General features: G+C 56.9%; 12 protein-coding genes, 2 tRNA genes and 4 rRNA genes. 10 read left to right on the top strand and 8 right to left on the bottom strand.

Annotated features, from left to right (window positions below):
• Positions 1 to 259: 259 nt before the first annotated feature.
• The 5 genes from AB7M25_RS00090 to AB7M25_RS00070 form a co-directional block, all read right to left on the bottom strand.
• Positions 260 to 1,753 carry an acetyl-CoA hydrolase/transferase family protein gene (locus AB7M25_RS00090; RefSeq protein ID WP_429389678.1) on the bottom strand — a complete coding sequence of 498 codons (1,494 nt, stop codon included), beginning with the start codon at positions 1,751 to 1,753 and terminating at the stop codon, positions 260 to 262.
• Positions 1,754 to 1,966: 213 nt separating this feature from the next.
• On the bottom strand, positions 1,967 to 3,400 hold the full coding sequence (locus AB7M25_RS00085) for an NAD(P)(+) transhydrogenase (Re/Si-specific) subunit beta (RefSeq protein WP_007969748.1): 1,434 nt from the start codon (positions 3,398 to 3,400) through the stop codon (positions 1,967 to 1,969).
• Positions 3,397 to 3,747: an NAD(P) transhydrogenase subunit alpha gene (locus AB7M25_RS00080; protein WP_053152987.1), complete on the bottom strand. Its 351-nt coding sequence runs from the start codon at positions 3,745 to 3,747 to the stop codon at positions 3,397 to 3,399. The genes AB7M25_RS00085 and AB7M25_RS00080 overlap by 4 nt, the downstream gene beginning before the upstream one ends.
• Positions 3,748 to 3,758: 11 nt before the next feature.
• Positions 3,759 to 4,880: a Re/Si-specific NAD(P)(+) transhydrogenase subunit alpha gene (locus AB7M25_RS00075; protein ID WP_007969746.1), complete on the bottom strand. Its 1,122-nt coding sequence runs from the start codon at positions 4,878 to 4,880 to the stop codon at positions 3,759 to 3,761.
• Positions 4,881 to 5,315: 435 nt separating this feature from the next.
• Complete coding sequence (locus tag AB7M25_RS00070; protein WP_429389675.1) at positions 5,316 to 6,215, bottom strand: LysR family transcriptional regulator; 900 nt, start codon at positions 6,213 to 6,215, stop codon at positions 5,316 to 5,318.
• 157 nt (positions 6,216 to 6,372) lie between these two features.
• Here AB7M25_RS00070 and AB7M25_RS00065 point away from each other — a divergent pair, with 157 nt between their 5' ends.
• From AB7M25_RS00065 to rrf (AB7M25_RS00030), 8 genes are all read left to right on the top strand, one after another.
• Positions 6,373 to 7,554, top strand: coding sequence for an acyl-CoA dehydrogenase (locus AB7M25_RS00065; protein WP_007969743.1), 1,182 nt, complete (start codon positions 6,373 to 6,375; stop codon positions 7,552 to 7,554).
• A 13-nt stretch (positions 7,555 to 7,567) separates the two neighbouring features.
• Entirely contained in the window at positions 7,568 to 8,788 is a 1,221-nt protein-coding gene (locus AB7M25_RS00060; protein ID WP_429519396.1) for a CaiB/BaiF CoA transferase family protein, read from the top strand.
• Between the two features lie 585 nt (positions 8,789 to 9,373).
• Positions 9,374 to 10,910, top strand: a 16S ribosomal RNA gene (locus AB7M25_RS00055).
• Between the two features lie 81 nt (positions 10,911 to 10,991).
• Positions 10,992 to 11,068, top strand: a tRNA-Ile gene (locus AB7M25_RS00050).
• Positions 11,069 to 11,098: 30 nt separating this feature from the next.
• A tRNA-Ala gene (locus AB7M25_RS00045) sits at positions 11,099 to 11,174 on the top strand.
• Positions 11,175 to 11,410: 236 nt separating this feature from the next.
• Positions 11,411 to 14,304: ribosomal RNA gene (locus AB7M25_RS00040) — 23S ribosomal RNA — on the top strand.
• A 157-nt stretch (positions 14,305 to 14,461) separates the two neighbouring features.
• Positions 14,462 to 14,577: ribosomal RNA gene (gene rrf, locus AB7M25_RS00035) — 5S ribosomal RNA — on the top strand.
• A 108-nt stretch (positions 14,578 to 14,685) separates the two neighbouring features.
• Positions 14,686 to 14,801, top strand: a 5S ribosomal RNA gene (gene rrf, locus AB7M25_RS00030).
• Together the 16S, 23S and 5S rRNA genes with 2 tRNA genes alongside form the textbook arrangement of a ribosomal RNA operon.
• 124 nt (positions 14,802 to 14,925) lie before the next feature.
• Here rrf (AB7M25_RS00030) and AB7M25_RS00025 read toward each other — a convergent pair.
• Complete coding sequence (locus tag AB7M25_RS00025; RefSeq protein WP_429387342.1) at positions 14,926 to 15,636, bottom strand: GntR family transcriptional regulator; 711 nt, start codon at positions 15,634 to 15,636, stop codon at positions 14,926 to 14,928.
• Between the two features lie 195 nt (positions 15,637 to 15,831).
• Here AB7M25_RS00025 and lapG point away from each other — a divergent pair, with 195 nt between their 5' ends.
• Together lapG and lapD are read left to right on the top strand one after the other, a co-directional pair.
• On the top strand, positions 15,832 to 16,524 hold the full coding sequence (gene lapG, locus AB7M25_RS00020; RefSeq protein WP_429518338.1) for a cysteine protease LapG: 693 nt from the start codon (positions 15,832 to 15,834) through the stop codon (positions 16,522 to 16,524).
• 14 nt (positions 16,525 to 16,538) lie between these two features.
• Positions 16,539 to 18,485, top strand: coding sequence for a cyclic di-GMP receptor LapD (gene lapD, locus AB7M25_RS00015; protein WP_429387344.1), 1,947 nt, complete (start codon positions 16,539 to 16,541; stop codon positions 18,483 to 18,485).
• Between the two features lie 152 nt (positions 18,486 to 18,637).
• Here the strand turns inward: lapD and AB7M25_RS00010 are convergent, their stop codons facing one another.
• Positions 18,638 to 18,976, bottom strand: coding sequence for a tryptophan synthase subunit beta (locus AB7M25_RS00010; RefSeq protein WP_429387345.1), 339 nt, complete (start codon positions 18,974 to 18,976; stop codon positions 18,638 to 18,640).
• 147 nt (positions 18,977 to 19,123) lie between these two features.
• Positions 19,124 to 19,628: type I secretion C-terminal target domain-containing protein (locus AB7M25_RS00005; RefSeq protein WP_454236858.1), on the bottom strand; the 505-nt coding region annotated here is incomplete at its 5' end.

The raw sequence follows: 19,628 nt of genomic DNA, 5'->3' as shown, positions 1-19,628 counted from the left end.
CTTGTTTGCCTAGTCTCTGTAGATACAGTTCATCTGTATTGTGAGAGCTCAGTTAACTGTTTATAGGGGGTGTACTGGTCGAAATTGAGGCAACTGTACCTGTCTGCACTGTTTGAGTGCAAAAATGCTGTTTTACTCCGATGAGGTAGGAATTTTCCGTAGGAAATGACCAGTACAGCAGTACAGTTTTTTTCATGTTGCGAGGGTGGCAAGCGCAAGCTGGCGAAACTGTGTTTGCGCCAGCTGCTATCTGTAGCAATTACTTCTTCAGCATGTGCCCGGTTTCTTCCAGGTTTATGTGCCAACTGAGTGCGTCACGCAGGATGTGCGGGGTGTGTCCGCCGATGGCGCACGCTGCAGTGAAGTAATCATTCAGCGCCTGGCGGTAATCCGGGTGCACGCACTTGTCGATGATGACCCGGGCACGCTCCCGGGGCGCCAGGCCTCGCAAGTCTGCCAGGCCCACTTCGGTCACGAGGATGTCGACATCATGTTCGGTATGGTCAACGTGGCTGACCATCGGCACCACGCTGGAGATTGCGCCGCCCTTGGCGATCGACTTGGTCACGAACACGGACAGGTGTGCGTTGCGCGCAAAGTCGCCGGAGCCACCGATGCCGTTCATCATCCGGGTGCCGCAGACATGGGTGGAGTTGACGTTGCCGTAGATGTCGAACTCCAGCGCCGTGTTGATGCCGATGATGCCGAGGCGGCGCACGACTTCCGGGTGGTTGGAGATTTCCTGCGGGCGCAGGACCAGCTTGTCCTTGTAACGCTCCAGGTTGCCGAACACATCGGCGTTGCGCCGGCTCGACAGGGTGATCGAGCTGCCCGAAGCAAAACTCAGCTTCCCGGCGTCGATCAGGTCGAAAGTCGAGTCCTGCAGCACCTCGGAATACATCGTCAGGTCTTCGAACGGCGAGTCGATCAGGCCGCACATCACCGAGTTGGCGATGGTGCCGATACCGGCTTGTAGCGGACCGAGCTTGTTGGTCATGCGTCCGGCGGCCACTTCCTGTTTGAAGAAGTCGATCAGGTGGTCGGCAATGGCTTGGGTCTCAGCGTCTGGCGCCAGCACCGTGGAGGGTGAGTCAGCCTGATGGGTGACCACGATGGCGACGATTTTTTCCGCTGGAATCGGGATGGCGGTGCTGCCAATGCGGTCGTCGACTCTGACCAATGGAATCGGAGTGCGGGTCGGGCGATAGGTCGGGATATAGATGTCGTGCAAACCTTCGAGGTTTGGGTTGTGCGCCATGTTGATCTCGACGATCACGTGCTTGGCGAAAATCGCGAAGCTGGCCGAGTTGCCTACCGAGGTGGTTGGCACGATATGCCCTTGCTCGGTGATCGCAACGGCTTCGATCACGGCAATGTCCGGCAGCTTCAATTGCTGGTTGCGCAATTGCTCCACGGTTTCCGACAAGTGCTGGTCGATGAACATGACTTCACCGGCGTTGATCGCCTTGCGCAGGGTGCTGTCGACCTGAAACGGCATGCGTCGCGACAGCACGCCAGCTTCGGTCAGCTGCTTGTCGAGGTCGTTGCCCAGGCTTGCGCCAGTCATGAGGCTGATCTTTAGCGGCGTGACCTTTGCGCGCTCGGCCAGCGCCTGGGGAACGGCCTTGGCTTCGCCGGCGCGAGTGAAGCCACTCATGCCGACGGTCATGCCGTCCTCAATCAGAGCGGCAGCGTCGGCAGCGCTCATCACTTTGTCCAACAACGAAGGCAGGCGAATACGGTCACGGTACATGGATTGTTATCTCGGGCAACAGGTAGCAGGACGTGCAGTCTAGTGAATTGCGCCGACTTCTGTCCCGCTACCAAGGTCGCAAACGAGGCGTCTATTCCGGGCCTTTGAAGCAAAACACCGTTACCGGATCGGTAATAAAAGAATAGTTTGTCCGACGATTTGCGCAAACAAAAACGCCCCGACGAGTCGGGGCGTTCTGTGTACCGCAGAGGATTAGTCGACGGCTTTTACCATGTCTTCGATGACCTTTTTGGCGTCACCGAACACCATCATGGTTTTGTCCAGGTAGAACAGTTCGTTGTCCAGGCCGGCATAGCCGCTGGCCATCGAACGCTTGTTGACGATGATGGTCTTGGCCTTGAACGCTTCGAGGATCGGCATGCCGGCAATCGGCGATTTCGGATCGTTCTTCGCGGCCGGGTTGACCACGTCGTTGGCGCCCAATACCAGCACCACGTCGGCCTGACCGAACTCGGAGTTGATGTCTTCCATCTCGAACACCTGGTCGTAAGGCACTTCGGCCTCCGCCAGCAACACGTTCATGTGCCCCGGCATACGACCGGCAACCGGGTGGATCGCATACTTCACGGTCACGCCGCGATGGGTCAGCTTCTCGGTCAGTTCCTTCAACGCATGCTGCGCCCGTGCTACCGCCAGGCCATAGCCCGGAACGATGATCACGGTGTCGGCGTTGGTCAGCAGGAAAGTCGCGTCGTCAGCCGAGCCGGATTTCACCGGCCGGGCTTCCTTGGCGCCTGCCGGACCGGCGTCGGCTGTATTGCCGAAACCGCCGAGCAGTACATTGAAGAAGGAGCGGTTCATCGCCTTGCACATGATGTACGAGAGGATCGCACCGGACGAACCTACCAGCGAACCCGCGATGATCAGCATCGAGTTGTTCAGCGAGAAGCCGATACCTGCCGCTGCCCAGCCGGAGTAGCTGTTGAGCATCGACACGACCACTGGCATGTCCGCGCCACCGATCGGGATGATGATCAGCACACCCATGATGAAGGCCAGGGCCAGCATCAAGGCGAAGGCGCTGAGGTCGCCGGTCAACATGAAGGTGATGCCCAGGCCCAGGGTGGCCACGCCGAGCAGCAGGTTCAGTTTGTGTTGACCGGTGAACTGTACCGGTGCGCCCTGGAACAGGCGGAACTTGTACTTGCCCGACAGCTTGCCGAAGGCGATGACCGAACCGGAGAAGGTGATCGCACCAATGGCCGCGCCGAGGAACAGCTCCAGGCGGTTACCGGCCGGGATCGCGTCACCCAGTTGCGCAACGATACCCAACGACTGCGGCTCGACGACCGCCGCAATGGCGATGAACACCGCGGCCAGGCCGATCATGCTGTGCATGAAGGCGACCAGTTCGGGCATCTTGGTCATTTCAACGCGTTTGGCCATGATCGAACCGGCAGTGCCGCCGATCAGCAGGCCGACGATCACGTAGACGATACCGTCATGGGCCAGCTCGGCACCGAGCTTGTAGATCAGGCCGACCGTGGTGAGGATCGCCAGGCCCATGCCGAGCATGCCGAACAGATTGCCGCGACGCGACGTGGTGGGATGCGAAAGGCCCTTGAGCGCCTGGATAAAGCAGACCGAGGCGATCAAATACAGGGACGTAACCAGGTTCATGCTCATGCTTGCTGCACCTCAGCCTTGACTGCTTCGGCCTTGGCAGCCGGAGCTTTGGCCGCTTTCTTCTTGAACATTTCCAGCATGCGGCGGGTCACCAGGAAGCCACCAAACACGTTGACCGCGGCCAGGGCCACGGCCAGGGTGCCCATGGTCTTGCCCAGCGGGGTCACGGTGAGGGCGGCGGCGAGCATGGCACCGACGATCACGATGGCCGAGATGGCGTTGGTGACAGCCATCAGTGGCGTGTGCAGTGCAGGTGTAACGTTCCAGACCACGTGGTAGCCGACATAGATGGCCAGCACGAAGATGATCAGGTTGTAGATACCGTGAGAGATCAGCATGTCTTCCATTGTTTTTATCCTCAGCCGTTCTTGCGCACGATCTGGCCGTCGCGGCACATCAGGCACGCGGCGACGATATCGTCTTCAAGGTTGATCACCAGTTGTCCTTCTTTATCGAACAACAGTTTCATGAAGTCCAGCAGGTTGCGTGCGTACAGCGCCGAAGCATCGGCCGCCACTGCGCCCGCCAGGTTGGTCGGGCCAACGATGGTCACGCCATTTTCGACGACCACCTGATCGGCCACGGTCAGCGGGCAGTTACCGCCCTGGGCTGCCGCGAGGTCGATGACCACCGAACCCGGTTTCATCTGTGCCACGGTTTCTGCGCTGAGCAGCGTCGGTGCCTTGCGGCCGGGAATCAGCGCTGTGGTGATAACGATGTCAGCTTGTTTGGCGCGCTCGTGCACGGCTGCGGCCTGGCGCTGCATCCAGCTGGCCGGCATCGGCCGGGCGTAACCACCGACACCAACGGCGCATTCACGCTCTTCGTCGGTCTCGTAAGGCACGTCGACGAACTTCGCACCGAGGGATTCGATCTGCTCTTTCACCGCTGGACGCACGTCGGAGGCTTCGATCACCGCACCCAGGCGTTTTGCCGTGGCAATGGCCTGCAACCCGGCCACACCGGCACCAAGGATCAGCACGCGCGCCGCTTTCACGGTGCCCGCAGCCGTCATCAACATCGGCATGAAACGAGGGTAATGGTGGGCGGCCAGCAAGACAGCCTTGTAACCGGCAATGTTGGCTTGCGACGACAGCACATCCAGGCTTTGGGCGCGGGAGGTGCGTGGTGCAGCCTCCAGGGCGAAGGCGGTAATGCCGCACTCGGCCATCTTGGCGATGGTTTCGTTATTGAACGGATTGAGCATACCCACCACAACGGTGCCGCTTTTAATCAGCGCCAACTCGCTGTCGCTGGGGGCGACCACCTTCAAAATCAGCTCTGCTCCAAACGCATCATTGGCGCTGCCAATGGTTGCGCCTGCCGCTTCATAGGCACTGTCGACAACGCTGGCATTAACGCCGGCGCCGCTTTGTACAGTGACCTTATGACCCTGGCTGATCAGCTTCTTGATGGTTTCCGGGGTTGCAGCAACCCGTGTTTCACCGGTCTGGGTTTCGAGAGGAACACCAATGTGCACGTCAAATCTCCTGCGTGATCTTATTGAGTAAACCCATGCACTACGGATGGTGCGGCTGGGGCGGCCGATCAGCACGGTCCCGCCAAATCAGGGCGGGGCGCGGCATTTTGCAGGCGAACTTTGTGCCCTTCAAGGGATTATGACGGGTGACGGAAAATTAACTACAAGTCACCCCGTGACCGAATGTCGCAACCAACCGGCTCGATCCCATGCAGGCCGTGCTTTACAAGGATTCTGGCCGAAATTGAAGAATTTATACATCGGCCGTATGAATGATGCGGCATCGTCTCGAAATAGTGGCGCAAAGCCGCATGATCAGGCGCTTGTGGGACGTTTGTACGACTTCGCGATACAGTTTGCTGACATGCGACAAATACGTATATCTGTAGGGCTTTGTTTTTGCTGACTACGCGGTCAAGTAATGTTGGGAGGCCTTTACTCCTCTAGGCTGTAGCTGTGCGCCTGATTTACCAGCCAGTCACGAAATGCCCTTAAAGACGCGGATTCGACCTTTCGCTCAGGAATCATCAGGTAATAAGCCTTGATGCTGGACAGTGTTTGCGGGTTGGCGATCACCAGGCGTTTTTCTTTCAACTCCCTTTGAATCAGGAAAGGCGGAATCAGGGCAATGCCCATGTCATGCATGGCCGCTTGGGCGAGCATGGAGAATAGCTCGTAGCGGGGGCCTGTCATGTCTCGCGGGACATTCAGGTGTTGGGAATCGAACCACTGGCGCCAAGCATAAGGACGGGTGGTTTGTTGCAGCAGGGGCAAATCGGCGATTTCGCCGGGCGTAAGAGTGGTCTTGTTTCCGAGCAGGTTGGGGCTGCAAACGGGCATCGGATTTTCACCCATCAGCCTGTGGGATTCTGTACCCGACCAATCCGCGTCGCCGAAGTAGATCGCGGCATCGAAGTCAGTGTCGGCGAACAGAAACGGGCGTGTGCGGTTGGTCAGGTTGACCGTCACTTCCGGGTGCTTGTGCTGGAAGTCCTTGAGTCGTGGCAGCAGCCATTGGGTACCGAAGGTCGGAACCACAGCCAATTCGATTACGTTGGTGCCCTGCTGGCCCATCACGGACAGGGTGTCGCGCTCAACCGCATCCAGTTGAGTGGCGACCCGCCGGCTGTAGGAAAGTCCGGCCTCCGTCAGCTTCACTCCACGCCGCGAACGTCGGAACAGTTCTACGCTGAGGAACTCTTCAAGGCTGGCGATCTGTCGGCAAATCGCCCCCTGGGTCAGCGAAAGCTCGTGGGCGGCCTTGGTGAAGCTTTCATGGCGTGCTGCGGCCTCGAAGCTGATCAGGGCGGTGGTGCTGGGTATCTTCCTGCGCATGTACGTCAACCTCACTAATGCATCGCATAAAAGCTCTTTTGCGACGTTTCGGAGTGAGAAATTAGCACAACAGTATGCGAAATCCTCGTTTGCCGTGGCGCCGATCCAGGCCTAGGATCACTCCACGTTATTTGACCCGATTCGAGAGGACACACTCATGGGCGGTAAAGCTAGCTTCAACTGGATCGATCCCCTGCTGCTGGATCAACAGCTCACTGAAGAAGAACGCATGATTCGCGACACGGCTGCGCAGTTCGCTCAGCAGAGCCTTGCGCCGCGCATTCTTGAAGCTTTCCGCCATGAGAAGACCGACCCGGCGATCTTCCGTGAAATGGGCGAAGTGGGTCTGTTGGGCGCAACCATCCCCGAGCAATACGGTGGCAGTGGCCTCAACTACGTCAGCTATGGCCTGATCGCCCGTGAAGTCGAGCGTATCGACTCCGGTTATCGCTCGATGATGAGCGTTCAGTCCTCGCTGGTGATGGTGCCGATCAATGAGTTCGGTACCGAAGCGCAGAAGCAGAAGTACCTGCCGAAACTGGCCTCGGGCGAGTGGATCGGCTGCTTCGGCCTGACCGAGCCTAACCACGGTTCCGACCCGGGCGCGATGATCACTCGTGCGCGCAAAGTGGAAGGCGGCTACAGCCTCACCGGCAGCAAGATGTGGATCACCAACAGCCCGATTGCCGATGTGTTCGTGGTCTGGGGCAAGGACGATGCTGGCGATATCCGCGGCTTTGTTCTGGAGAAAGGCTGGAAAGGCCTGAGCGCTCCGGCGATTCACGGCAAGGTTGGCCTGCGGGCATCGATCACCGGTGAAATCGTCATGGACAACGTGTTCGTGCCCGAAGAGAACATCTTCCCGGATGTCCGTGGCCTGAAAGGTCCTTTCACCTGCCTCAACTCGGCACGTTACGGCATCTCCTGGGGCGCACTGGGTGCGGCCGAGTTCTGCTGGCACACCGCTCGCCAGTACACCCTGGATCGTCAGCAGTTCGGTCGCCCATTGGCAGCCACTCAGTTGATCCAGAAGAAACTGGCCGACATGCAGACCGAAATCACCATGGCGCTGCAAGGTTGCCTGCGGTTGGGTCGTATGAAGGATGAAGGCACGGCGGCGGTCGAAATCACTTCGATGATGAAGCGCAACTCCTGCGGCAAGTCCCTGGACATCGCGCGCATGGCTCGCGATATGTTGGGCGGCAATGGCATTTCCGATGAGTTCGGCGTTGCTCGCCACCTGGTGAACCTGGAAGTGGTAAATACCTATGAAGGTACGCACGACGTCCATGCACTGATCCTCGGTCGTGCGCAAACCGGCATCCAGGCGTTCTATTAACAGGAGGACGTCCATGGGCGCGCTATCGCATCTACGGGTACTGGATTTATCGCGGGTGCTGGCCGGGCCTTGGTCCGGGCAGATCCTGGCCGACCTCGGCGCTGAAGTGATCAAGGTCGAGCGCCCCGGTAACGGTGATGACACGCGCGCCTGGGGGCCGCCGTTCCTTAAAGACGCCTATGGAGAGAACACCAGCGAGGCCGCCTATTACCTGTCGGCCAATCGCAACAAGCAATCGGTCACGATCGACTTCACTCGCCCTGAAGGGCAGAAGCTGGTGCGTGAACTGGCGGCCAAGTCGGACATTCTTATCGAAAACTTCAAGGTTGGTGGTCTGGCGGCCTATGGCCTGGACTATGAATCACTGAAGGCGATCAATCCGGACCTGATCTATTGCTCGATCACCGGGTTTGGCCAGACCGGTCCTTACGCCAAGCGTGCGGGTTATGACTTCATGATCCAGGGGCTGGGCGGTCTCATGAGCCTCACGGGGCGACCTGAAGGCGAAGAAGGTGCGGGGCCGGTGAAGGTTGGCGTGGCGCTGACGGACATCCTGACCGGGCTGTATTCGACTGTCGCGATCCTGGCTGCGCTGGCGCATCGGGATCACGACGGCGGTGGTCAGCATATCGACATGGCGCTGCTGGACGTGCAGGTGGCCTGTCTGGCCAACCAGGCCATGAACTACCTGACGACAGGCAATGCGCCGAAACGCTTGGGTAATGCTCATCCGAACATTGTGCCCTATCAGGACTTTCCTACGGCGGATGGCGATTTCATCCTTACCGTCGGGAACGACGGGCAGTTCCGCAAGTTCGCGGAAGTGGCCGGTCAGCCGCAGTGGGCGGACGATCCGCGTTTTGCCACCAACAAGGTGCGGGTGGCGAACCGTGCGTTGCTGATTCCGCTGATCCGCCAGGCAACGGTGTTCAAGACCACCGCTGAATGGGTGGCGCAGCTGGAGCAGGCGGGCGTGCCATGCGGGCCTATCAATGACCTGGCGCAGATGTTTGCCGACCCTCAGGTCAAGGCTCGCGGCTTGGCCATCGAGCTGCCACATGCGCTGGCGGGAATGGTGCCTCAGGTGGCAAGCCCTATTCGTCTGTCCGAAACCCCGGTGGAGTACCGGTTTGCGCCACCTCTGCTGGGTGAACATACGCAGGAGGTATTGCATCGGGTCCTGGGGCTGGATGCTGGAGCGGTGTCTGCGCTCAAGGCGTCTGGCGTGCTCTGATTGCTCTCTTCTATATAGGGGAGCGCTTTTGCTTCTCTATTATAGGCCTCAAATCAGGCGTTTTAGCGCTTTCTGCAAGTTATTGATAGAAAAGCAAAATCAGTGCTTGACGGCAGATTTGAGATGTCTATAATTCGCCCCACTTCCGGCGCAGTCGAAACGGAAAACTCCTTGGTAAACAAAGAGTTACGCAGTTTTCGGCAGCGGGTTGCTTCAGGTCATCGAAGCGCAAAAGAAGTTGAAAAAGAGGTGTTGACAGCAGCGAGTAACGCTGTAGAATTCGCCTCCCGCTGACGAGAGATCGAAAGCGCAAGTGGTTGAAGTTGTTAAGGATTCCTTGAAAACTTCTGAAAAAAATCACTTGACAGCAAATGAGGCTGCTGTAGAATGCGCGCCTCGGTTGAGACGAAAGATCTTAACCAACCGCTCTTTAACAACTGAATCAAGCAATTCGTGTGGGTGCTTGTGGAGTCAGACTGCTAGTCAACAGATTATCAGCATCACAAGTTACTCCGCGAGAAATCAAAGATGTAACCAACGATTGCTGAGCCAAGTTTAGGGTTTTCTCAAAACCCAAAGATGTTTGAACTGAAGAGTTTGATCATGGCTCAGATTGAACGCTGGCGGCAGGCCTAACACATGCAAGTCGAGCGGATGACAGGAGCTTGCTCCTGAATTCAGCGGCGGACGGGTGAGTAATGCCTAGGAATCTGCCTGGTAGTGGGGGACAACGTTTCGAAAGGAACGCTAATACCGCATACGTCCTACGGGAGAAAGCAGGGGACCTTCGGGCCTTGCGCTATCAGATGAGCCTAGGTCGGATTAGCTAGTTGGTGAGGTAATGGCTCACCAAGGCGACGATCCGTAACTGGTCTGAGAGGATGATCAGTCACACTGGAACTGAGACACGGTCCAGACTCCTACGGGAGGCAGCAGTGGGGAATATTGGACAATGGGCGAAAGCCTGATCCAGCCATGCCGCGTGTGTGAAGAAGGTCTTCGGATTGTAAAGCACTTTAAGTTGGGAGGAAGGGTTGTAGATTAATACTCTGCAATTTTGACGTTACCGACAGAATAAGCACCGGCTAACTCTGTGCCAGCAGCCGCGGTAATACAGAGGGTGCAAGCGTTAATCGGAATTACTGGGCGTAAAGCGCGCGTAGGTGGTTCGTTAAGTTGGATGTGAAAGCCCCGGGCTCAACCTGGGAACTGCATTCAAAACTGACGAGCTAGAGTATGGTAGAGGGTGGTGGAATTTCCTGTGTAGCGGTGAAATGCGTAGATATAGGAAGGAACACCAGTGGCGAAGGCGACCACCTGGACTGATACTGACACTGAGGTGCGAAAGCGTGGGGAGCAAACAGGATTAGATACCCTGGTAGTCCACGCCGTAAACGATGTCAACTAGCCGTTGGGAGCCTTGAGCTCTTAGTGGCGCAGCTAACGCATTAAGTTGACCGCCTGGGGAGTACGGCCGCAAGGTTAAAACTCAAATGAATTGACGGGGGCCCGCACAAGCGGTGGAGCATGTGGTTTAATTCGAAGCAACGCGAAGAACCTTACCAGGCCTTGACATCCAATGAACTTTCCAGAGATGGATTGGTGCCTTCGGGAACATTGAGACAGGTGCTGCATGGCTGTCGTCAGCTCGTGTCGTGAGATGTTGGGTTAAGTCCCGTAACGAGCGCAACCCTTGTCCTTAGTTACCAGCACGTTATGGTGGGCACTCTAAGGAGACTGCCGGTGACAAACCGGAGGAAGGTGGGGATGACGTCAAGTCATCATGGCCCTTACGGCCTGGGCTACACACGTGCTACAATGGTCGGTACAGAGGGTTGCCAAGCCGCGAGGTGGAGCTAATCCCACAAAACCGATCGTAGTCCGGATCGCAGTCTGCAACTCGACTGCGTGAAGTCGGAATCGCTAGTAATCGCGAATCAGAATGTCGCGGTGAATACGTTCCCGGGCCTTGTACACACCGCCCGTCACACCATGGGAGTGGGTTGCACCAGAAGTAGCTAGTCTAACCTTCGGGAGGACGGTTACCACGGTGTGATTCATGACTGGGGTGAAGTCGTAACAAGGTAGCCGTAGGGGAACCTGCGGCTGGATCACCTCCTTAATCGACGACTCAGCTGCTCCATGAGCTCCCACACGAATTGCTTGATTCATTGAAGAAGACGAAAAGAAGCAGCCCGAAATTGGGTCTGTAGCTCAGTTGGTTAGAGCGCACCCCTGATAAGGGTGAGGTCGGCAGTTCGAATCTGCCCAGACCCACCAATTTTGTGTGGGAAACGCCTGTAGAAATACGGGGCCATAGCTCAGCTGGGAGAGCGCCTGCCTTGCACGCAGGAGGTCAACGGTTCGATCCCGTTTGGCTCCACCACTACTGCTTCTGATTGTATAAAGCTTAGAAATGAGCATTCCATCGGTTCGATGGTGAATGTTGATTTCTAGTCTTTGACTAGTTCGTTCTTTAAAAATTTGGGTATGTGATAGAAAGATAGACTGAACGTTACTTTCACTGGTAACGGATCAGGCTAAGGTAAAATTTGTGAGTTTAATCGCGAATTTTCGGCGAATGTCGTCTTCATAGTATAACCAGATTGCTTGGGGTTATATGGTCAAGTGAAGAAGCGCATACGGTGGATGCCTTGGCAGTCAGAGGCGATGAAAGACGTGGTAGCCTGCGAAAAGCTTCGGGGAGTCGGCAAACAGACTTTGATCCGGAGATGTCTGAATGGGGGAACCCAGCCATCATAAGATGGTTATCTTGTACTGAATACATAGGTGCAAGAGGCGAACCAGGGGAACTGAAACATCTAAGTACCCTGAGGAAAAGAAATCAACCGAGATTCCCTTAGTAGTGGCGAGCGAACGGGGACTAGCCCTTAAGTGGCTTTGAGATTAGCGGAACGCTCTGGAAAGTGCGGCCATAGTGGGTGATAGCCCTGTACGCGAAAATCTCTTAGTCATGAAATCGAGTAGGACGGAGCACGAGAAACTTTGTCTGAATATGGGGGGACCATCCTCCAAGGCTAAATACTACTGACTGACCGATAGTGAACTAGTACCGTGAGGGAAAGGCGAAAAGAACCCCGGAGAGGGGAGTGAAATAGATCCTGAAACCGTATGCGTACAAGCAGTGGGAGCAGACTTTGTTCTGTGACTGCGTACCTTTTGTATAATGGGTCAGCGACTTATTTTCAGTGGCGAGCTTAACCGAATAGGGGAGGCGTAGCGAAAGCGAGTCTTAATAGGGCGTCTAGTCGCTGGGAATAGACCCGAAACCGGGCGATCTATCCATGGGCAGGTTGAAGGTTAGGTAACACTGACTGGAGGACCGAACCGACTACCGTTGAAAAGTTAGCGGATGACCTGTGGATCGGAGTGAAAGGCTAATCAAGCTCGGAGATAGCTGGTTCTCCTCGAAAGCTATTTAGGTAGCGCCTCATGTATCACTGTAGGGGGTAGAGCACTGTTTCGGCTAGGGGGTCATCCCGACTTACCAAACCGATGCAAACTCCGAATACCTACAAGTGCCGAGCATGGGAGACACACGGCGGGTGCTAACGTCCGTCGTGAAAAGGGAAACAACCCAGACCGTCAGCTAAGGTCCCAAAGTTATGGTTAAGTGGGAAACGATGTGGGAAGGCTTAGACAGCTAGGAGGTTGGCTTAGAAGCAGCCACCCTTTAAAGAAAGCGTAATAGCTCACTAGTCGAGTCGGCCTGCGCGGAAGATGTAACGGGGCTCAAACCATACACCGAAGCTACGGGTATCACCTTCGGGTGATGCGGTAGAGGAGCGTTCTGTAAGCCTGTGAAGGTGAGTTGAGAAGCTTGCTGGAGGTATCAGAAGTGCGAATGCTGACATGAGTAACGACAATGGGTGTGAAAAACACCCACGCCGAAAGACCAAGGTTTCCTGCGCAACGTTAATCGACGCAGGGTTAGTCGGTCCCTAAGGCGAGGCTGAAAAGCGTAGTCGATGGAAAACAGGTTAATATTCCTGTACTTCTGGTTATTGCGATGGAGGGACGGAGAAGGCTAGGCCAGCTTGGCGTTGGTTGTCCAAGTTTAAGGTGGTAGGCTGAGATCTTAGGTAAATCCGGGATCTTAAGGCCGAGAGCTGATGACGAGTTACCCTTTGGGTGACGAAGTGGTTGATGCCATGCTTCCAAGAAAAGCTTCTAAGCTTCAGATAACCAGGAACCGTACCCCAAACCGACACAGGTGGTTGGGTAGAGAATACCAAGGCGCTTGAGAGAACTCGGGTGAAGGAACTAGGCAAAATGGCACCGTAACTTCGGGAGAAGGTGCGCCGGTGAGGGTGAAGGACTTGCTCCGTAAGCCCACGCCGGTCGAAGATACCAGGCCGCTGCGACTGTTTATTAAAAACACAGCACTCTGCAAACACGAAAGTGGACGTATAGGGTGTGACGCCTGCCCGGTGCCGGAAGGTTAATTGATGGGGTTAGCTAACGCGAAGCTCTTGATCGAAGCCCCGGTAAACGGCGGCCGTAACTATAACGGTCCTAAGGTAGCGAAATTCCTTGTCGGGTAAGTTCCGACCTGCACGAATGGCGTAACGATGGCGGCGCTGTCTCCACCCGAGACTCAGTGAAATTGAAATCGCTGTGAAGATGCAGTGTATCCGCGGCTAGACGGAAAGACCCCGTGAACCTTTACTATAGCTTTGCACTGGACTTTGAATTTGCTTGTGTAGGATAGGTGGGAGGCTTTGAAGCGTGGACGCCAGTTCGCGTGGAGCCATCCTTGAAATACCACCCTGGCAACTTTGAGGTTCTAACTCAGGTCCGTTATCCGGATCGAGGACAGTGTATGGTGGGTAGTTTGACTGGGGCGGTCTCCTCCTAAAGAGTAACGGAGGAGTACGAAGGTGCGCTCAGACCGGTCGGAAATCGGTCGTAGAGTATAAAGGCAAAAGCGCGCTTGACTGCGAGACAGACACGTCGAGCAGGTACGAAAGTAGGTCTTAGTGATCCGGTGGTTCTGTATGGAAGGGCCATCGCTCAACGGATAAAAGGTACTCCGGGGATAACAGGCTGATACCGCCCAAGAGTTCATATCGACGGCGGTGTTTGGCACCTCGATGTCGGCTCATCACATCCTGGGGCTGAAGCCGGTCCCAAGGGTATGGCTGTTCGCCATTTAAAGTGGTACGCGAGCTGGGTTTAGAACGTCGTGAGACAGTTCGGTCCCTATCTGCCGTGGACGTTTGAGATTTGAGAGGGGCTGCTCCTAGTACGAGAGGACCGGAGTGGACGAACCTCTGGTGTTCCGGTTGTCACGCCAGTGGCATTGCCGGGTAGCTATGTTCGGAAAAGATAACCGCTGAAAGCATCTAAGCGGGAAACTTGCCTCAAGATGAGATCTCACTGGGACCTTGAGTCCCCTGAAGGGCCGTCGAAGACTACGACGTTGATAGGTTGGGTGTGTAAGCGCTGTGAGGCGTTGAGCTAACCAATACTAATTGCCCGTGAGGCTTGACCATATAACACCCAAGCAATTTGACTACTCGAAAGAGCATCAGATTGCGGTGTGTGAAGACGAAACGAACCGAAAGTTCGAGAGACTCGCAAAACACCAGACTATCACCTACCCAATTTGCTGAAGCGAGGCCACCTGGCCGCGACTCAGTACCCGAATTTCTTGACGACCATAGAGCGTTGGAACCACCTGATCCCATCCCGAACTCAGAAGTGAAACGATGCATCGCCGATGGTAGTGTGGGGTTTCCCCATGTGAGAGTAGGTCATCGTCAAGATTAAATTCCGAAACCCCTATCTGCGTATGCAGGTAGGGGTTTTGTTTTAGTAGAAGTCACTAGTTTTCACTGGCACGTTGATGTTCTAACGGGCTGGTCACAGAATTTCTTGACGACCATAGAGCGTTGGAACCACCTGATCCCATCCCGAACTCAGAAGTGAAACGATGCATCGCCGATGGTAGTGTGGGGTTTCCCCATGTGAGAGTAGGTCATCGTCAAGATTGAATTCCAAAACCCCTGTCTGCTAACGCAGACAGGGGTTTTGTCGTTTCGGGGGTACTGAAAAGCCCGTTGTGGAGCCTCTCCACAACGGGCTTTCTCACGTCTTGCACTTACCGCCGCGGGTTACTTAGGCGTTTTTCTGGCCTGGACTTCAGGGCTGTTGAGGTAGCGCGTAATGACCTCGACCCCTCGGTTCAGATGATGTTCGAGCAGCTTCACGGAGCGTTCTACGTCCCGTTCTTCGGCAGCCCGCAACAGTGCCTGGTGGTCGTCCTGGGACAGTTTGCCCAGGCCCATGGCTTCCAGGTTGAAACGCAGGAAGCGCTCTTCCTCGTTCAGGCCGTCTTCAACCAGTTTCAACAGCCGTCGATTGGGCGCCCGGCTGTAAAGCGCCATGTGGAACAGGCGGTTGAGCCGGCCCATTTCGGTGTAGTCGCTTTGCGTTTCGAGTTCGTCGATGTAGCGGGCAGCCTGCTTGAGATCTTCGTCCTGGAGCAATGGCACCGAGAGACGCAGGGCCTCGGACTCCAGCAGGATGCGCAGCGCGTAGGTTTCCACGGCGTCTCCCTGGACCAGCGGCGCGACCACGGCGCCCTTATGGGCCACCACGTTGAGCAACGACTGTGCTTCGAGCTGGCGCAAGGCTTCGCGTACGGGCATGCGGCTGACGCCGAACAGGTCGGCGAGGTCCTGCTGGCGCAGGGCCGCACCGCAAGGGATGCGCCCGTCAAGTATCGCCGCGCGCAGGGTTTCTTCGATCACCGAGCGCGCCAGATGTGCGGGAATCGGCCCGTTGACCTTGATACTGCTGAGAGGGTTGGGCTTTTGTGTCACTAAACGCACCCTGAATAATGATTTTTTTTGGATCCAAATGACACTAGTAACTGCCTGACAGCTTGTCAAACAAGTGAACGAATGCCTTTCCTGCAGTTTAGCGCGCCGCCAGTGATCTCACCGTGCCATTGTCTTTTTCCGGACTAACCTTCACCATTCGAACGACTCTCTCCTGCCTACCCAGGATGCCTCGCATTGGCGGCATGTTTAACGATCCCCCGGATTTTACGCTGGCTGTGCAGCGCATTGCTGCTGGCGGGCGTGATGCTGGGCTGCTTGAGTGCCGATTGGGACTTTTCCCTGATCAGCCGGCGGGCGCAGGCATTGTACGGACCTTTGGGAGAGGGGCAGCAGCGCATTAACGATTGGCAATACTTGTTGGCCAGTCAGAAGCAGATCGGCGAGTCGGAACAACTCAACGTGGTCAATCGCTTCTTCAACAAACAGCTGCGATACGTTGAAGACATCGACCTGTGGCATGAAGTCGACTACTGGGAAACCCCGATCGAAGCCCTGTGGAAAGGCGCCGGCGACTGTGAAGACTACGCTATTGCCAAGTACTTCAGCCTGCGTCACCTCGGTGTAGCCAGTGAAAAACTGCGTATTACCTACGTCAAGGCACTGACCCAGAACCGCGCGCACATGGTGCTGACCTATTACTCGAGTCCGGAGGCCGAGCCCCTGGTGCTCGACAGCCTGATTGATGCAATCAAGCCGGCCAGCCAACGAAAGGATTTGCTGCCGGTCTACTCTTTCAACGCAGAGGGATTGTGGTTGCCGGGTGCCAAAGGCAACAAAAAGGTCGGCGATACCAAACGTCTGTCGCGCTGGCAGGATGTGTTGAAAAAAATGCAGGCCGAAGGATTCCCGGTCGAGACGACTAACTAGGAGCACGTGCTCAGATGTCTTTGTTCAAACAGCTGTTGATTGCTATCTGTCTGTTCCTGGTGGTCGCCTTCACCGGCAGTTTCATGGTCAGTCTGGAGAGCTCGCGCACTCAGTACGTCAACCAGTTGCGTTCCCATGCCCAGGACGCCGCGACCGCGCTGGCGCTTTCCCTGACCCCGAATATCGACGACCCGGCGATGGTCGAGTTGCTGGTCAGCTCGATCTTCGACAGCGGTTACTACGCGAGCATCCGCGTGGTCGATCTGAAGACCGACCAACCCCTGGTTGAGCGCACGGGCATTCCGGCGGTCAACAACGTTCCGGACTGGTTCGTCAAACTGATCGGCCTGGAGCCCGCCGGTGGTGATGCGATCGTCAGCCGCGGCTGGGAGCAGGCTGCCCGGGTCGAGGTTGTCAGCCATCCGATGTTCGCGCTGGCCAAGTTGTGGCAAAGCGCCTTGGGCAGCCTGGGCTGGTTGCTGCTATGCGGCGCCGTCAGTGCGGTGCTCGGCGCGCTGTTGCTGCGCCAGCAATTGCGACCGCTGGATTACATGGTCAAGCAATCCCACGCCATCGCCCGACGGGAGTTCCTCAGCCTGCCGGAATTGCCGCGCACTCCCGAGCTTCGCCGGGTCGTGCAGGCCATGAACCAGATGGTCGAGAAGCTCAAGGCGCTGTTCCAGGAACAGGCCGAGCGTAGTGAAAAACTGCGGGTCGAGTCTTATCAGGATTCGTTGACCGGGTTGGCCAACCGGCGCTATTTCGAGATGCAGCTGAATGCGCGGGTGAGCAACCCGGAGCAGGCCAGCTCCGGTTATCTGCTGCTGTTGCGGGTCAAGGATCTGGCGGGCCTCAACCAGCGTCTCGGTGGCCAGCGCACCGATGAAGTGCTCAAGGCCGTCGGTGAGCAACTGACTCGCGAATGCGCCAAGTATCCGGAAACCCAGAACCTGGTGACCCGTATCCGTGGCGGCGAATTTGCCGTGCTGGCGCCGGGGCTGGTGCGCGAGGAAGCGCTGCAACTAGCGCAAAACCTCGACAGCGCCCTGGCCAGTCTGCACGCTACCGGCGCCACTGATGTGGCTGCCGTGGCGTCTATCGGCCTGGCGCCTTTTGCTCACGGTGACTCGCCGCAAGCCGTGCTCAGCCTCGGTGATCAGGCGCTGGCCCAGGCCGAAGGTCAGGGCGAGCAGAATTGGGCCTGCCTCGAACACAGCCTCTCGGCCAGTGTCGGCGACGATCACCACGCCTGGCACCTGATGCTTGACCAGGCGCTGACACAGCGACGCTTCGAGCTGTATTTCCAACCGGTAGTGGCCGCCCAGGACACGCAACTGGTGCTGCATTACAAAGTGCTGTCGCGACTGCTCGACGAACACGGCCAGACCATCCCCGCCGGGCGTTTTCTGCCTTGGCTGGAGCGCTTCGGCTGGACCGCGCGCCTGGATCGGTTGATGCTCGAACGGGTGTTGGCGCAAATGAGCGAACATGAGGAGTCGCTGGCGCTGAATCTGTCGTCGGCGACCCTGGGCGACTCGCAGGCGCAAAACAAAATCTTCGAGCTACTGCGTGCGCATTCCAACCTCGGCCCGCGTCTGACCCTGGAGATTGGCGAAGAGCAACTGCCTGATCAGGCGGTGCTGGAGCAGTTGACCCGGCGCCTGCGCGAACTCGGCTTCTCACTGAGCCTGCAACGTTTTGGCGGACGCTTCAGCATGATCGGCAACCTGGCGCGGCTGGGGCTGGCGTACCTGAAAATCGATGGCAGCTACATTCGCTCGATTGACCTGGAGAGTGACAAACGCCTGTTCATCGAGGCGATCCAGCGAGCGGCGCACAGCATTGATTTGCCGCTGATTGCCGAGCGAGTCGAGACGGAGGGCGAGTTGTCGGTGATTCGCGAGATGGGGCTATACGGTGTGCAGGGTCAGTTGTTCGGCGAGCCCAAGCCCTGGAAGTAACTCTTTAGAGCTGGATTGTCAGTGATGCCGTCATCGCGGGCAAGCCCGCTCCCACAGGTTTCGAGGTTGTTCACAAAATCACGGCAATCACCATCCACTGTGGGAGCGGGCTTGCCCGCGATGAGGCTGGGACAGTCACTGAAGATCAATGATCAGATCAGCCCGGTCTCTTCATCATCGATCAAATGGCTCAAGCCTCCCAAGGCTTCACGGGCCTGGTTTCGGTCCATGAGTTTAGCCTGGGCCGCCGTCGGCAGGTCGGTGACGCGGATCACGCCTTTCTGGGTCAGCACCTGAATCAAGTCATCGAGTACCCGGATCATTTCCAGGTCACTTTGCTTGAGCTGTTTGAGGCTGTTCTCCACCGCCGCATTGGCAAACCAGGCCTGGATTTCATGATGGTCGGCCGGCAGCGTTTCCGTGGCCTCGGCGTAGGCGGCGGGTTCCACGCGTACCAACAGGCCTTGCGCATCGCGTTGCACGTAAAACATTGAGCATCCCTCAGAATTGAACCAGCGTCATGCTGTCAGCAGCATAGGTCAACTGCGCGCCAGTATGTGGCGCAGCGACGAAATCGTCACCGGCCAGTGGACACAAACGTGACGACCGCCCCCAGCAGGGGCGGCCGTTTTCATGCATCAGCTGTTGTTGTGATCGATTTTGATGGTCGGGTCGCTACCGGCAATCAGGTTGTGCAGGTTGGCGCTTGACCAGTTGTTGCCCTCCAGCTTGATCGTCACGTCCGGCGTGGCGGCTGCGGCGTTGCCAGCGTTGAACTGACCGGTCGAGCTGACTTGCAGCGACGACACGCCATCGACCGTAGTGATCTTCAGGAAGTTGTCGATGGTGCTGCCGGTTTCGCCCTGCAACAGATCGCGCAGGTCGATCCGGTCGCCTTCGCTGGCCTTGAAGTCCTTGATCACGTCGGTGCCTGTGTCGCCCGCTTTCCAGACGAAGGTGTCGCCACCGGAACCACCGATCAGGATGTCGTTGCCCTGTCCGCCGATCAACGTGTCGTTGCCGGTGCCGCCGAGCAGGATGTCATTGCCCTTGCCACCGTCGAGGTTGTCGTTACCACCCGAGCCGAACAGGATGTCATTGCCCGCACCGCCCAGCAGGGTGTCGTTGCCGTCATGGGCGCCA

Source organism: Pseudomonas sp. AP3_22 TE3818, from assembly GCF_053628995.1.
The sequence above is the reverse complement of the archived record's forward strand: the minus strand, read 5'-3'. Positions and strand labels throughout refer to the sequence as shown.